The sequence below is a fragment of the Microbacterium sp. Leaf320 genome, assembly GCF_001423485.1.
Lineage (GTDB): Bacteria > Actinomycetota > Actinomycetes > Actinomycetales > Microbacteriaceae > Microbacterium.
On sequence record NZ_LMOD01000005.1, the window covers coordinates 76,372 to 91,249 of the forward strand.

General features: G+C 67.0%; 13 protein-coding genes. 12 read left to right on the plus strand and 1 reads right to left on the minus strand.

The features are described from left to right. The 9 genes from ASF63_RS16265 to ASF63_RS16305 all read left to right on the plus strand — a co-directional run bounded on the left by ASF63_RS16265 (window position 1) and on the right by ASF63_RS16305 (window position 11,310). Window positions 1–921, plus strand: a complete 921-nt coding sequence (locus ASF63_RS16265) for an RluA family pseudouridine synthase (protein WP_056516501.1) — start codon at window positions 1–3, stop codon at window positions 919–921. 97 nt (window positions 922–1,018) lie between these two features. Beyond that, window positions 1,019–1,618 (plus strand): GNAT family N-acetyltransferase, encoded by a 600-nt coding sequence (locus ASF63_RS16270; protein WP_056516504.1) that lies wholly within the window; start codon window positions 1,019–1,021, stop codon window positions 1,616–1,618. A 31-nt stretch (window positions 1,619–1,649) separates the two neighbouring features. Then, window positions 1,650–2,237, plus strand: a complete 588-nt coding sequence (locus tag ASF63_RS16275) for an RNA polymerase sigma factor (RefSeq protein WP_056516507.1) — start codon at window positions 1,650–1,652, stop codon at window positions 2,235–2,237. Continuing rightward, the gene (locus ASF63_RS16280; protein WP_056516510.1) at window positions 2,224–3,360 is read left to right on the plus strand and encodes a hypothetical protein; all 1,137 of its coding nucleotides are present in this window, start codon (window positions 2,224–2,226) and stop codon (window positions 3,358–3,360) included. The genes ASF63_RS16275 and ASF63_RS16280 overlap by 14 nt, the downstream gene beginning before the upstream one ends. Before the next feature lie 75 nt (window positions 3,361–3,435). Continuing rightward, window positions 3,436–6,954 carry a DNA polymerase III subunit alpha gene (gene dnaE / locus ASF63_RS16285; RefSeq protein ID WP_056516513.1) on the plus strand — a complete coding sequence of 1,173 codons (3,519 nt, stop codon included), beginning with the start codon at window positions 3,436–3,438 and terminating at the stop codon, window positions 6,952–6,954. A 116-nt stretch (window positions 6,955–7,070) separates the two neighbouring features. Beyond that, window positions 7,071–8,489 (plus strand): hypothetical protein, encoded by a 1,419-nt coding sequence (locus tag ASF63_RS16290; protein WP_235560841.1) that lies wholly within the window; start codon window positions 7,071–7,073, stop codon window positions 8,487–8,489. After that, window positions 8,489–9,796, plus strand: coding sequence for a histidinol dehydrogenase (hisD, locus tag ASF63_RS16295; protein ID WP_056516516.1), 1,308 nt, complete (start codon window positions 8,489–8,491; stop codon window positions 9,794–9,796). Before ASF63_RS16290 ends, hisD begins: the two co-directional genes overlap by 1 nt. A gap of 10 nt (window positions 9,797–9,806) precedes the next feature. Beyond that, window positions 9,807–10,277, plus strand: a complete 471-nt coding sequence (gene nrdR / locus ASF63_RS16300) for a transcriptional regulator NrdR (RefSeq protein ID WP_056516518.1) — start codon at window positions 9,807–9,809, stop codon at window positions 10,275–10,277. Between the two features lie 10 nt (window positions 10,278–10,287). Then, entirely contained in the window at window positions 10,288–11,310 is a 1,023-nt protein-coding gene (locus ASF63_RS16305; RefSeq protein WP_056516522.1) for a quinone-dependent dihydroorotate dehydrogenase, read from the plus strand. A 73-nt stretch (window positions 11,311–11,383) separates the two neighbouring features. Here ASF63_RS16305 and ASF63_RS16310 read toward each other — a convergent pair whose 3' ends face one another. Further along, window positions 11,384–11,971 carry a DUF3043 domain-containing protein gene (locus tag ASF63_RS16310; protein WP_056516525.1) on the minus strand — a complete coding sequence of 196 codons (588 nt, stop codon included), beginning with the start codon at window positions 11,969–11,971 and terminating at the stop codon, window positions 11,384–11,386. Window positions 11,972–12,017: 46 nt separating this feature from the next. Here ASF63_RS16310 and ASF63_RS16315 point away from each other — a divergent pair, with 46 nt between their 5' ends. The 3 genes from ASF63_RS16315 (at window position 12,018) to coxB (ending at window position 14,875) form a co-directional block, all read left to right on the plus strand. Next, window positions 12,018–13,439: a dipeptidase gene (locus ASF63_RS16315; protein ID WP_235560842.1), complete on the plus strand. Its 1,422-nt coding sequence runs from the start codon at window positions 12,018–12,020 to the stop codon at window positions 13,437–13,439. Window positions 13,440–13,510: 71 nt separating this feature from the next. Beyond that, window positions 13,511–13,876, plus strand: coding sequence for an iron-sulfur cluster insertion protein ErpA (gene erpA, locus ASF63_RS16320; protein WP_056307018.1), 366 nt, complete (start codon window positions 13,511–13,513; stop codon window positions 13,874–13,876). A gap of 96 nt (window positions 13,877–13,972) precedes the next feature. After that, on the plus strand, window positions 13,973–14,875 hold the full coding sequence (coxB, locus tag ASF63_RS16325; RefSeq protein WP_056307020.1) for a cytochrome c oxidase subunit II: 903 nt from the start codon (window positions 13,973–13,975) through the stop codon (window positions 14,873–14,875). Window positions 14,876–14,878 lie beyond the last annotated feature (3 nt).

The window sequence follows — 14,878 nt, forward strand, 5'->3', positions numbered from 1 at the left end:
GTGGAGTTCCGCTCCCTTCCCGTTCCTGACGGGCTGGAGGGCACGCGCGTCGACGCCGCCCTGGCGAAGATGCTCGGCTTCTCCCGGACCTTCGCGGCAGATGTCGCCGCCGCCGGAGGCGTGCGTCTCGACGGCGTCACACTCGACAAGTCCGACCGTCTTCGCGGCGGCGGATGGCTCGAAGTGGAGTGGCAGCCGAAAGAGGAGCCGCGGATCATCCCGATCGCGGTACCCGAACTCGGGATCGTCTACGACGATGACGACATCGTGGTGGTCGACAAGCCCGCGGGCGTCGCCGCCCACCCGTCTGTCGGCTGGGAGGGCCCCACGGTGGTGGGTGCTCTCGCCGCCGCAGGATTCCGCGTAGCCACGAGCGGTGCGCCCGAGCGTCAGGGCGTGGTCCATCGCCTCGACGTCGGCACCAGCGGACTGATGGTCGTCGCCAAGAGCGAGTCCGCCTACACGGCCCTCAAGCACGCCTTCAAAGAGCGCACGGTCGAGAAGATCTACCACGCGGTCGTCCAGGGGCACCCCGATCCGTTCACGGGCACGATCGACGCGCCGATCGGTCGGCACCCGAATCACTCGTGGAAGTTTGCTGTCGTCACCGACGGCAAGCCCTCGGTGACCCACTACGAGACGCTCGAGGCGTTCCCCGGCGCCTCCCTCCTCGAGATCCATCTCGAGACCGGTCGCACGCACCAGATCCGCGTGCACATGGCCGCACTCCGGCATCCGTGTGTCGGCGACCCGCTCTATGGGGCGGACCCCACGCTGTCGGCGAAGCTCGGTCTCACCCGTCAATGGCTGCATGCGCACAAACTCGCGTTCACGCACCCGGCGACGGGGGAGTGGGTGCAGTTCGAGTCGGCGTATCCTGCGGACTTCGAGCACGCGCTGGCGGTTCTGCGAGGCGAGTGAACCACTCGGCCGGCCAGCGACGAGAACGGCACTCATGGCGTGCCCGGGGTTCACTGAGCGCCTAGGCGATGTCCGTAGGGTGGGCCAGACTGGGCGCATGAGCATCGAGGTGCAGCCGGCGACCGAGTTCGATGACGTGGCCGCTCTCGTCGGCCCGAAGAAGCCGACGTCGAACGTGTGCTTCTGCCTGAGCTATCGGATCGGCAGCAAGGAGAACAACGAGCTGCGAGGCGCCCAGCGCGCTGATCGGGTGCGTGAGCTCTGCCGTCAGGACCCGCCTCCCGGCGTGATCGCCTACCTCGACGACGAACCGGTCGGGTGGGCGGCAGTGCATCCGCGCAGCGATACGAGCTTCGCTCGGAACAGGCTGATCCCGAAGATCGACGATCTCGACGTGTGGTCACTGTGGTGCATCCGGGTCCGGCCGGGACACCGCAAGCAGGGGATCTCGCATGCGCTGATCGACGGGGCCGTGGCCCATGCGAAGAAGTGTGGAGCGCCGGCCATCGAGGGGTACCCCGTCGACAACAGGGGAGAGAAGGTGAATCTGACCATGGCGTACGTCGGCACGCGAGGGCTGTTCGAAGCAGCGGGCTTCACCAAGGTCGCAGACACCGACTCGACTCTCGACGGCTTCCCGCGGGTGCTGATGAGACTCGATCTTCGACAGGGGCGGAATCCGTCGAAGAAATCGTGAACCGAGCCGCGGGTCAGAGGCAATACACAGTGTGAGCACAGACAGTGAGATCATCCGCCGGTCGCTGGATCATCCGTCGGCCTTCGCCGAGCTGTTCGACCGGCACGCTCGCGCGGTGAACGCCTTCGCGACTTATCGCATCGGTCGGCATGCCGCCGAAGACGTGCTCAGCGAGACCTTCCTCGTGGCCTTCCGCCGCAGGGCGGACTTCGACCTGACGAAGGACTCGGCCTCGCCGTGGCTGCTCGGAATTGCCGCCACGCTGATCCGCCGGCATCGAGTGGTCGAGGCGAAGCACTGGCGATCGTTCGCTGCAGTGGCCTCCGGTGAGGGGCACGCGACGCTCGGCGGGCTGGAGGACGCGATGAGGCGCGTCGACGCGGAGCGTGAAGTACGTGCCCTCAGAGAGCGGATCGCGGCGCTCGCCCCGAAGGATCGGGAGACGCTGCTTCTGTACGCCTGGCAGGGGCTGAGCTATGACCAGATCGCGGAGGTGCTCTCGGTGCCTGTCGGCACCGTGCGTTCGCGGCTGAACAGGGTCCGCAAGAAGTTGGATCCTCAGCGGAGGATCCAGGCATTCGAGAAGCAGCAGGGAGGAGAAGTCCATGGACGTGTTTGAAAGGGTCCAGCAGACGAGGCCCGTGAACGAGGCCGACGAACTCGATCTCGGCTCCGCCCGCGCGCGGCTGATGAGCGCGATCGAGGCCGAGCGGCGGACGGTGAGGCCTCGGGAGTCACGGCGGCCATGGATCATCGCTGGTGGGCTCGCGGGGGCGGCCGCCGCCGTCACGGTCGGTGTTCTCGTGGTGAACGGGTTGACGAGTCCCGCGCCGACGATCGAGGCGTTCCCGACGCGGGAGCCCGGGAGTCTTCTCGTCCCCACGTCCTCACCGGAGCCGCCGACGGCGGAGACGTCAGCCGAGGTGTTGCGCGGTGCGGCGGTGGCCGCGGCCGAGTTCGTGCCTCCGATACTCGCGCCCGGCCAGTATCTCCGTCGTGAGTGGACGGCAGAGGAGCTGTATGTGTATGAAGACGCCTTCGGTTCGTGGGCTACGCCTGGATGGGGAGGCTCGCGGGAGACCGCGACGAGCGCGTGGGTGGTGGGCGCGCGCGGGACGCAGTACATCCCTGCTGATCTGGCGGACCAATGGTACGGGTCGATGGATCAAAGGGAGCTCGTATCGAGCTTCGGCGACAGCGCGGAAGTCGAGGCTGGAGCTCAGGTGCTCCCGGGGATGCTCGGATCGACCCCTCAGATCGAGCCCTACGACGTCTTCGCGCCGTGGCCCGTCGGCGGCGCGAGCGATCTCGCTTCCTTCTTCGGCGCGATGCCCGACGACCCGGAGGAGATGGTGAGCTGGGTTCGGAATCAGGTGGAGCCGGACCGACCGGGAGGGGAGGACTTCAAGGTCGGCTGGACCCTCATCGGTCTGCTCTCGTACAACGCGGGTCCGCCGGATGTCCGGGCCACGATGTACCGGGCACTCAGTCTGCTCCCGGGCGCCACGGTCGGCGAGGAACAGGCGGGAGGAGCGCGTACCCTCACGTTCGACTCTCGTTTCGGGTGGGCGTCTGATCCCTCTGACTCGTCCTTGACGCGGTTCACGGTGACCATCGACATGGCGACCGGCGACATCAGGGAGACGACGTACACGTCGGATGTCGGTGAGGGCGTCATCCCAGCCGAGGTCCCGGATTCTCGCACGATGTACACGGTCAGCGTGGTGGATGGGCTCCCGTGATGACGATGCCGACATCGGGTCGGGCGGCAGACACGCCGGCGCCCGATGTCGGACGCCGAAAGTAGACTCGAAGGCATGGCATCCGACTCCTTCGTCCACCTGCACGTGCACAGCGAGTATTCGATGCTCGACGGGGCGGCGAAGATCGCAGCGATGACTCAGGCGGCTGCGGATTACGACATGCCGGCCATCGCGGTGACCGATCACGGCAACACCTTCGCGGCCTTCGAGTTCTACAAGGCCGCAAACGCCGCGGGCGTCAAGCCGATCATCGGACTCGAGGCCTACGTCACCCCCGGCACGCACCGCAGCGACAAGACGCGAGTGCAGTGGGGCTCGCCCGATCAGAAGAGCGACGACGTCTCGGGTTCCGGTGCATACACCCACATGACGATGTGGAGCGAGAGCACGCAGGGGATGCACAACCTCTTCCGGCTCAGTTCGCTGTCGAGCATGGAGGGCTACTACTTCAAGCCCCGCATGGATCGGGAGCTCCTGCAGACGTACGGCAAGGGCCTGATCGCCACGACCGGATGCCCGTCAGGTGAGATCCAGACCCGGCTGCGCCTCGGCCAGTACGACGCGGCTCGCGCGGCGGCGGCCGAGTTCCAGGATCTGTTCGGCAAGGAGAACTACTTCGCGGAGATCATGGATCACGGTCTCTCGATCGAGCGCCGGGTCATGACCGACCTGATCCGCCTTGCCAAAGACCTCAGCATCCCGCTCGTCGGCACCAACGACTCGCACTACACGCACCAGCACGAGGCTGATGCGCACGCGGCGCTGCTGTGCGTGCAGTCCGGCTCGACGCTCGACGACCCGAACCGCTTCAAGTTCGACGGCGACGGGTACTACATCAAGACGGCCGCAGAGATGCGTCAGCTGTTCCGCGACCACCCCGAGGCATGCGACAACACTCTGCTCATCGCCGAGCGCTGCGAGGTCGAGTTCAACACCGCGGCGAACTACATGCCGCGCTTCCCCGTGCCGGACGGCGAGACCGAGGACAGCTGGCTCATCAAGGAGGTCGAAGCGGGACTCCACTACCGGTACCCGAGCGGCATCCCCGACAAGGTACGCAAGCAGGCCGAATACGAGACCGGGATCATCCTGCAGATGGGTTTCCCGGGCTACTTCCTCGTCGTCGCCGACTTCATCAACTGGGCCAAGGACAACGGCATCCGCGTCGGTCCCGGTCGTGGTTCGGGTGCCGGATCCATGGTCGCGTACGCCATGAAGATCACCGACCTCGATCCCCTCGAGCACGGCCTGATCTTCGAGCGGTTCCTCAACCCCGACCGCGTCTCGATGCCCGACTTCGACGTCGACTTCGACGACCGTCGCCGCGGCGAGGTCATCGACTACGTGACCAAGAAGTACGGCTCCGAGCGCGTCGCGCAGATCGTCACCTACGGCACGATCAAGTCGAAGCAGGCGCTGAAGGATGCCGGGCGAGTGCTCGGCTTCCCCTTCAGCATGGGCGAGCGACTGACCAAGGCCATGCCGCCGCCCGTCATGGGCAAGGACATGCCGCTCGACGGCATGTTCGACTCCGCGCACCCCCGCTACAAGGAGGCGAGCGAGTTCCGTGCGCTGATCGAGACCGACCCCGAGGCGAAGACGGTGTTCGATCGCGCACTCGGGCTCGAGGGACTGAAGCGCCAGTGGGGCGTCCACGCCGCCGGCGTGATCATGTCGTCCGAGCCGCTTCTCGACATCATCCCGATCATGCGTCGCGAGCAGGACGGCCAGATCGTCACGCAGTTCGATTACCCGTCGTGCGAGTCGCTCGGCCTGATCAAGATGGACTTCCTGGGGTTGCGCAACCTCACGATCATCTCCGACGCGCTCGACAACATCCGCACCAACAGGGGAGAGGAGCTCGATCTCGAGCATCTCGAGCTCGACGATCGAGGAGCCTACGACCTGCTCGGTCGTGGTGAGTCGCTCGGCGTCTTCCAGCTCGACGGCGGGCCCATGCGCGCGCTCATGCGTCTGATGCGCCCCGACAACTTTGGCGACATCTCGGCTCTCATCGCGCTGTACCGTCCAGGGCCCATGGGCGCGAACTCGCACACGAACTACGCGCTGCGAAAGAACGGCCAGCAGCCCATCACGCCGATCCATCCGGAGTTCACCGAATCGCTCGCCGACATTCTCGACGAGTCCTACGGCCTGATCATCTATCAGGAGCAGGTCATGGCCATCGCCCAGCGCGTGGCCGGATTCTCCCTCGGCCAGGCCGACATCCTCCGCCGGGCGATGGGCAAGAAGAAGAAGTCCGAGCTGGACAAGCAGTTCGAGGGCTTCCAGGCCGGTATGCACGCGAACGGCTACTCGGATGGTGCCGTCAACGCCATCTGGGAGATCCTGCTCCCGTTCTCCGACTACGCCTTCAACAAGGCCCACTCGGCCGCTTACGGCGTCGTGTCGTACTGGACCGCCTACCTCAAAGCGCACTATCCCGCCGAGTACATGGCCGCACTGCTCACCAGCGTCGGCGACTCGAAAGACAAGATGGCGCTGTATCTGAACGAGTGCCGCCGGATGGGCATCAAGGTGCTCCCGCCGGATGTCTCCGAATCCATCAACTACTTCGCCGCCGTCGGCGACGACATCCGATTCGGGCTCGGCGCCGTGCGCAACGTCGGCAGCAACGTCGTCGAGGGCATCGTGAAGTCGCGGAAAGACGAGCGCTTCACCTCGTTCCACCACTTCCTCGACAAGGTACCGCTGCACGTCTCGAACAAGCGCACCGTCGAGTCGCTGATCAAGGCAGGGGCTTTCGACTCGATGGGCGACTCCCGCCGGGCGCTGCTGGAGATCCATGAGGATGCCGTCGAGGCCGCCGTCGATCGCAAGCGGAACGAAGCGCAGGGCGCGATCGGCTTCGACTTCGACAGCCTGTACGAGGGCATGGACGAGGCAGCGCCGGCCAAGGTCCCCGCGCGACCTGAGTGGATCAAGAAGGACAAGCTCGCATTCGAACGCGAGATGCTCGGTCTGTACGTCTCCGACCATCCGCTCGCCGGGCTCGAAGTGCCTCTCGCGAAGCATGCGTCGATCTCGATCCACAACCTCATCAACTCGGAGGAGATGCAGGACGGCGAGCAGGTCACCGTCGCGGGGCTCGTCACCAGTGTCCAGCACCGCGTAGCGAAGGCCAGCGGAAACCCGTACGGCATGATCACGGTCGAGGACTTCAACGGCGAGGTGACGGTCATGTTCATGGGCAAGACCTACACCGAGTTCCAGCACATCCTCCAGCAGGATTCGATCCTGGCTGTCCGCGGACGCGTCTCGAAGCGCGACGACGGGCTCAACCTCCACGCGCAATCGGCATTCGCACCCGACGTCGGCTCTTTCGATGCGGCAGGACCGCTCGCACTCGTGCTGGCTGAGCAACGAGCGACCGAGAGGGTCATGCACGAGCTCGCCGAGGTCCTGCGCCGACACAACGGAGACACCGAGGTGGTTCTGCGCGTGCACCGTGGCGGCACGGCGAAAGTGTTCGACGTGCCGATGCCCGTGAAAGTCTCCGCCGACCTGTTCGGCGATCTCAAATCACTCCTCGGACCGAGCTGCCTCGGCTGACCCGAGCCTATACACGAGTCGCCCGATGACGTCCTCCCGGATGCACCGGGTAGTATCAGGACGCGTTCGGGTGCAGGGCGTCAGAGCCTCTGCACCGTGGCGAAAGGACCACCCCCATGAGCACGGAATCCCCCTTCCTGAACAGTGACGCCTCGGATGCAGACGGTGCAGCCGCGGCCTCCGAGTCCACGGTCGACGAGGTCTTCTCCGACGACGACGGTGTCCTCTACGACGACGAGGTGACACCGGAGTTCGGCATCCTCGGGTTCACCCTGCGTGAGCTCCTCATCGTCGGTGTCTGGCTCGTCGCATTCATCTCGTCGTTCTTCCCGCATGCGGTCGACGCATCGATCTGGAGCACCGGCATCCAGTGGATCCTTCCGATCGGTGTGCCCACGGTCGCGGTCTTCCTGCTCATCCTGCGCCGCTTCTCACCGGACGGCATCCGCCGGGTCGGCTCCCTCGGGATCGATCAGTTCGCCTCTGTCGCCTTCTCCGTCGCTGCCGTCTTCTGGATCGGTGCGCTGTGGAACGCGGTCGCCTTCGCCATCGAGTTCGGCATCTTCGCTCTCTCCTGGAGCGGCATCGTCCAGCTCGTCGCATCGCTCGCGCTCGTCGTCCTCACCGTGTTCGCGCCGCTGGTCCCCGGGCTCAGGGAAGACTTCCACGGCCGCCTCGTCACGCTCGCTCACCGCAACGCGAACCCGGTGCGTCCGGTCATCCCGCGGCCGCGCCCTGAGCCGACGCCCGCGGTGGAGGCGACTTCGGTGAGCGCCTCGCGAGACGCCGAAGAATCCTCGCCGGGTGCGCCTCTCGCCGGGGCGGGCTATGCGACCGTGCCCTCGTCCGAAGCGACAGCCCAGGACGCGGCAGCCCAGGACATGACAGCCCAGTACGCGCCCGACACGACCGAGCAGTACGCGACTGACACGACCGAGCAGTACGCGCCTGACGAGACCGTCCCTCACGAGGCCGTCCGTAGCGCCGAGCAGGTGCCGCACACCACGCAGGCATTCCCTGCCGACGGACTCGACGTCGAGCTCTCCGGGCAGCAGGCGACCGACGAGGTCGCCAGGCTCGATCTGGCCCAGCAGGTGCCGCTCGCCGCGCACGCATCCGGCGGAGGAACGGGCACAGAGCAGGCCACGTCCGATGAGGACTACGCCCCGGCATACTCCCGCAGCAACCGGGGCCAGGAGCCCGAGATCGTGTCCGACACCGGAAGCATCGAGTCGCTTCTGGGTGCGACGGCTCAGGACGTCTCGTCTCCCGAGACGACTGCGTTCCCTGCCATCGACGACGACACAGACGCCCACGCGAACCACGCATACGACGCTGCCCCTGCCGCGCAGCCGTTCTGGGTGCTCGCTCCGACCGAGCGCGACGTGCACGACGAGCGGGGAGAGGCGATCTTCCAGATCGGTCCCAATGCCTGGGCTCTCGTCATCGAAGACCGTGGCGGCGCCTACGTCGTGCGGCACGACGACGGCCGCATCGGCTACCTGCACGACATCGCAGACATCACGAAGGGCTGATCTTGCGCACGATCGATCTGCGGGGGCGCGAGCTCTCGCCGGCAGACATGCTCGCGGCCGTGCCGCGGGCCACACAGGCGCGCGCAGAGGCCCTCGATACGGCGGCGCGGATCGTCGAGGACGTGCGGGCGCGTGGCGAAGAGGCGCTCCGCGAGCAAGCCGACAGATTCGACCGCGTCTCCGGACACGAAGTCCGAGTGCCGGCTCAGCACATCGCCGATGCCCTCGAGATCCTGGCGCCGGAGGTCCGCGCCGCGCTCGAGGAGGCGATCCGTCGAGTGCGCATCGCCTCGGCGGCCCAGGTCCCCGCACCCCAGGTCACCGAGATCGGTGCCGGCGCCAAGATCACCCAGCGCTGGCAGCCGGTCCACCGTGCGGGCGTCTACATCCCCGGGGGCAAGGCGGTCTATCCGTCGAGCGTCATCATGAACGTCGTCCCGGCGCAGGTGGCAGGTGTCGAGCAGATCGCGCTCGCATCCCCTCCACAGGACGACCAGGACGGACGCGTCCACCCGACGATCCTCGCAGCGGCCGGTCTCCTCGGCATCACGGAGGTCTACGCGATGGGCGGCGCAGGAGCCATCGGAGCATTCGCGCACGGCGTCGCCGACATAGGTCTCGATCCGGTCGATGTGCTCTCGGGGCCGGGGAACAACTACGTCGCCTCAGCGAAGAGGGCTGTTGCCGGCGTCGTGGGCACGGATTCCGAGGCCGGTGCCACCGAGATCCTCGTCGTCGCGGACTCGGCAGCGGACCCGCGTCTGATCGCCGCCGACCTCGTGAGCCAGGCGGAGCACGACGAGCAGGCCTCGGCGGTCCTCGTGACGGACTCGGAGGACCTCGCGGACCGCGTGGCGTCCGAGGTCGCCCGGCAGGCCGCGTCGACCCGCCACGCCACCCGCGTTGCGGCCGCGCTCGACGGCCCGCAGTCCGCGATCGTCCTCGTCGACGATCGTGCGATGGCCACGGCGTTCAGCAACGCATACGCGCCGGAGCACCTGGAGCTGCACCTCGGCGATGCCGAGACCGCGGCCGCCACATTCACCAGCGCCGGTGCCGTCTTCGTCGGCGACCACACGCCGGTGAGCCTCGGCGACTACATGGCGGGCAGCAACCATGTTCTTCCCACCGGGGGACAGGCGCGCTATGCGCCCGGGCTCGGCGCCTACACGTTCCTCCGCCCGCAGCAGGTGATCTCGTACGATCGTGCTGCCCTCGCCGAAGTCCGTGCCGGAGTCGTCGCCCTCGCCAACACCGAGGTGCTTCCCGCGCACGGTGAGGCGATCGAGGCTCGTTTCACGGCGTAGGATCGGTCAGATGCACTGCCCCTTCTGCCGTCACTCGGACTCTCGGGTCATCGATTCCCGCACCAGCGACGACGGTCTGTCGATCCGCAGACGACGGCAGTGCCCCGAGTGCGGCGGCCGGTTCACGACGACCGAGACGGCGAGCCTCAACGTCATCAAGCGGTCAGGCGTCATGGAGCCGTTCAGTCGCGAGAAGGTCATATCCGGTGTGCGCAAGGCCTGCCAGGGTCGACCCGTCACCGAAGCCGACCTGGCCATCCTCGCCCAGCGGGTGGAGGAGGCCGTGCGGCAGACCGGTGTGTCGCAGCTCGACACGAACGAGATCGGGCTGGCGATCCTCGGCCCGCTCCGCGATCTCGACGAGGTCGCGTACCTGCGGTTCGCGAGTGTCTATCAGGCGTTCGATTCGCTCGAGGACTTCGAGAGCGCGATCACCGATCTCCGCGCCGACCACGTGAAGCCGGAGCCCGCCGACCGGTAATCTGGCAGGGATGTATCCGCTGCTCTTTCGCGCTGTCCTGTCGCGCTTCGACCCCGAGTTCGCCCATCACGCCGGGATGGCGGTGATCCGTGTACTCGGCGTGCCCCCGTTCTCCTGGGCGACTCGTGCGGTCACGAAGCCCGACCCGTCGCTGCGTGTCGAGGCGCTCGGGCTGACCTTCTCGTCTCCGTTCGGCATCGCCGCGGGCTTCGACAAGAACGCGATCGGAGTACGCGGGCTCGCTGCGCTCGGATTCGGGCACGTCGAGGTCGGTACGGTGACCGCGATCCCGCAGGAGGGCAACCCCAAGCCGCGACTCTTCCGGCTGGTCGCCGACCGGGCCGTCATCAACCGCATGGGCTTCAACAACGAGGGTGCGGATGCCGCCGCGCGGCGACTCGCGAAGCTGCGCAGAGGAGCCCCGGAGACGGTGATCGGCGTCAACATCGGCAAGAGTCGGGTCGTCGACGTCGAGGATGCGACCGCCGACTACGTCGCCTCCGCGACCAGGCTCGCACCGCTCGCCGACTACTTGGCGGTCAATGTGTCGTCGCCCAACACGCCCGGCCTTCGCGGCCTGCAGGCCGTCGAGACGCTTGCTCCACTGCTGAGGGCGGTGCGTGCGGCATCAGGATCCACGCCGTTGCTGGTCAAGATCGCCCCCGATCTCCCGGACGACGAGATCACGGCGATCGCGAAGCTCGCCGTCGACGAGGGGCTCGCGGGCATCATCGCGCACAACACGACGATCAGCCGGGAAGGCCTGACCACGGATGCGGCGACCGTCGAGGCGGCGGGAGCCGGCGGCCTCTCCGGTGCACCGCTGAAGGAGCGGTCGCTGCAGGTCCTCCGACTCGTCCGCACCGCGGTCCCCGAGGACTTCTGCGTCATCGCCGTCGGGGGAGTGGAGACCGCCGCGGACGTGCAGGAGAGACTCGCCGCCGGGGCGACTCTCGTCCAGGGATACACGGCATTCCTCTACCGCGGCCCGTTCTGGGGACGCGAGCTCAACAGGGGCCTCGTGCGCCGCTGAGGCCGCCGTACACGAAGAAGAGGCGTCTCGTGCTCGTGAGAGCAGGAGACGCCTCTTGCATATGACGGGGTTGTCAGGCGGGGTAGTCGCCGCGCTTGACCTGGGCCTTCGGCAGGCGCATGAAGCGCATCTGCAGCGACCGCATGGCGGCGTACCAGCCGAGGCCGCGCTCCATGCGCTCCTGGCCGAACTTCGCTGCGACCTTGCGCTTGACGCGGAAGCCCAGGAGCACCATGCCGCCGATCGCGAGGATCAGGTAGGCCATCATGACCAGGTACGCCCAGCCGGCGACGGCGAATCCACCGATCGCGAGATTGGCGGGGAGCAGCGAGATGAGGATCACGAGAACCATCACGCCCATCACGAACTCCGCGGGGTGCCATCCGGCATCCACGTAGTCGCGCACCCAGCGGCGCTGCGGGCCCTTGTCGCGTGCGGGCAGGAACTTCTCCTCGCCGGCGGCGAGACCTGCCTGCGCACGGTTGCGTCGCTCGTTGAGCTCGGCACGTGCCGCGGCCTTGGCCTCCTTGGTGTTCGCGACGAGAGGGCGACGGCGTGCGGCCTCCTGCTCGGCCCGGGTCGGCGTCGCGCGGCCCTTGCCCGAGCCTGGCGTCTCGGAGGCGTCGTCGTTCGTCGGAGGGGAGACAGGGGAAGTGGCCACGAGGTTCCTCGGTTCGGTGAAGGTGGATCACCTTAAGATTACTCGCATGACATCTCCTGCCCAGCCCGGTGACCAGAATCTGTCCAGCGACCGCGAGCCCGCCGTCCTCGAAGCGGCATCGACAGGCTTCCCCGCGGCGCTGAGCGACCTCGGTCGGCTCGTGCGCATCCCCGGGATGGCCTGGCCCGCTTTCGACCAGACGCAGCTGGAGCGCAGCTCTGAGGCCGTCGCCGCTCTCGCGACCGACACCGGAGTCTTCGACGAGGTCCGCATCCTTCGTGCCGCGATCCCCGGCACCGACGAGCACGGTCAGCCGGCAGTGCTCGCCACGCGTGCCGCGCGCAACGGCAAGCCCACCATCCTGCTCTACGCGCACCACGACGTGCAGCCTCCCGGTGATGACGCGCTGTGGCAGACGCCGCCGTTCGAGCCGACCGTTCGCGACGGACGCCTCTACGGGCGCGGAGCAGCCGATGACAAGGCGGGGATCATGGCGCACATCGCCTCGATCCGCGCCGTGGCCGAGGTGATCGGCGACGACCTCGAACTGGGGATCGCGATGTTCATCGAGGGCGAAGAGGAGTACGGGTCGCGCTCGTTCGCGCAGTTCCTCTCGGACAACAAGGAGGCGCTGCGCGCTGACGCGATCGTGGTCGCCGACTCCGGCAACTGGGACTCGGTCACCCCGGGGCTGACGGTGTCTCTCCGTGGGAACGCGCGATTCACGGTGCGGGTGCGCACCCTCGACCATGCATCCCACTCGGGGATGTTCGGCGGAGCGGTGCCCGACGCCATGATGGCGACTGTCAAGATGCTCTCCACCCTGTGGAACGACGACGGCTCGGTCGCAGTGGAGGGGATGACGGAGCGGGATGCTCCCACGCCCGAGTACGGCGAGGACACCCTCCGCGATGAGGCGGGGCTCCTGCCGGGCACCTCCCCGATCGGGGACGGCACGATCCTCAGCCGGATCTGGAACAAGCCGGCCGTCACCGTCATCGGCATCGACGCGACGAGTGTCGAGGCGGCATCCAACACGCTCCTGCCCGAGGTCACGGTCGTCGTGAGCGCCCGTGTCGCCCCCGGCCAGTCCGGTGAGGAGGCATACGCTGCCCTCGAGGCGCACCTCCGCGCGCACGCGCCGTTCGGCGCCGAGCTGACGTTCTCCGACGTCGACCTGGGCAACGGATTCCTGGTGGACACGAGCGGCTGGGCCGTCGCGCTCACGCGCGATGCGATGCGCGACGGCTACGGCGTCGCGCCGATCGACCTCGGTGTCGGTGGATCCATCCCCTTCATCGCCGACCTCGTCCGGGAGTTCCCTGACGCGCAGATCCTGGTGACCGGCGTCGAGGACCCGCACTCCAGGGCGCACAGCCCCAACGAATCCCTGCACCTCGACACCTTCCGTCACGCGGTCGCGACCGAGGCGCTTCTCCTCTCCCGCATGAACGACATCATCATCTGAGCCCGTTCCGCCAAGCGGAGGGTAAAATCGAGACACCAGCCGTGCGAGCGCGGCCCGTCACAAGGAGCGACATGAGCGACACCACACTGACTGCAGCAGAGACCACCCAGGCGCACGGCGTGAAGCTGACCGACGCCGCGGCCACGAAGGTCAAGAACCTCCTCGAGCAGGAGGGTCGCGACGACCTGCGCCTGCGCGTCGCCGTCCAGCCCGGCGGATGCTCCGGCCTGATCTACCAGCTGTACTTCGACGAGCGTTACCTCGAGGGCGACGAGACCGTCGACTTCGACGGTGTCGAGGTCATCATCGACAACATGAGCGTCCCGTATCTCGACGGCGCATCGATCGACTTCAAGGACACGATCTCGGAGCAGGGCTTCACGATCGACAACCCCAACGCCGCGGGCAGCTGCGCCTGTGGAGACAGCTTCCACTGATCCGAACCCCTCCGCCAACCTGCGTGGTTGGCATGAATCAGGTGTGAGGTTGCCCTAGACTTGGGTGTGCCCTGTCCGCAATCTGAAAGGTGCATCGTGCCCTCGAAACGCCGCCTTCGTTGGGCCGCTCTTCCCCTGGGAGTAGTGGCAGCCGTGGCCCTGGCGGGATGTACTGCCACCGAGCTGAACGGTTACCTCCCTGGCTTCGTGGAGGGTGAGCCTGCGGCCACCAACCAGACCGAGCGCGTGTCCTCGCTCTGGGTGAACTCCTGGATCGTCCTCCTCGCCGTCGGCGTGATCACCTGGGGCCTGATGGCCTGGGCTGCGATCGCCTACCGTCGCCGCAAGGGACAGACCGGCCTGCCGGTGCAGATGCGCTACAACATGCCGATCGAGATCTTCTACACGATCGTGCCGCTCATCCTGGTGCTGGGAATGTTCTTCTTCACTGCTCGCGACCAGAGCGCGATCGAGGCGAAGTGGGATGACCCCGACGTCGAGATCACCGCGATCGCCAAGCAGTGGGCGTGGGACTTCCAGTACGACGGGGAAGAAGAGGACAACTCCGACGCCGTCTGGACCATGGGCATCCAGGCTCAGCCCGACGCCGCCGGCAACATCGACCAGGCTCAGCTTCCGACCCTGGTGCTGCCGGTCGACCAGAAGGTCACCATCAACCTGCAGTCGCGCGATGTCATCCACTCGTTCTGGATCATCGACTTCCTGTACAAGAAGGACATGTACATCGGGAAGGACAATTCCTGGTCCTTCATCCCGACGCGCGTCGGCGAGTACGCCGGCAAGTGCGCCGAGCTGTGTGGTGAGTACCACTCGATGATGCTGTTCAACGTCAAGGTCGTCGAACAGGACGAGTACGACGCCTACCTCCAGTCGCTCGAGGAGGAAGGCAACACCGGCGACATCACGGATGCGTACGACCGTCTGTCGAACTTCCCGGGCACCACCGCAACGACCGACTCCGAGGAAGGAGAGGAGTAAGCC

Coding starts and splice junctions, on each gene's coding strand:
- ASF63_RS16270 (WP_056516504.1), top strand. CDS start 1,019: ATGAGCATCGAGGTGCAGCCGGCGACCGAGTTCGATGACGTGGCCGCT.
- ASF63_RS16290 (WP_235560841.1), top strand. CDS start 7,071: ATGAGCACGGAATCCCCCTTCCTGAACAGTGACGCCTCGGATGCAGAC.
- dnaE (WP_056516513.1), top strand. CDS start 3,436: ATGGCATCCGACTCCTTCGTCCACCTGCACGTGCACAGCGAGTATTCG.
- nrdR (WP_056516518.1), top strand. CDS start 9,807: ATGCACTGCCCCTTCTGCCGTCACTCGGACTCTCGGGTCATCGATTCC.
- erpA (WP_056307018.1), top strand. CDS start 13,511: ATGAGCGACACCACACTGACTGCAGCAGAGACCACCCAGGCGCACGGC.
- ASF63_RS16305 (WP_056516522.1), top strand. CDS start 10,288: ATGTATCCGCTGCTCTTTCGCGCTGTCCTGTCGCGCTTCGACCCCGAG.
- ASF63_RS16315 (WP_235560842.1), top strand. CDS start 12,018: ATGACATCTCCTGCCCAGCCCGGTGACCAGAATCTGTCCAGCGACCGC.
- ASF63_RS16280 (WP_056516510.1), top strand. CDS start 2,224: ATGGACGTGTTTGAAAGGGTCCAGCAGACGAGGCCCGTGAACGAGGCC.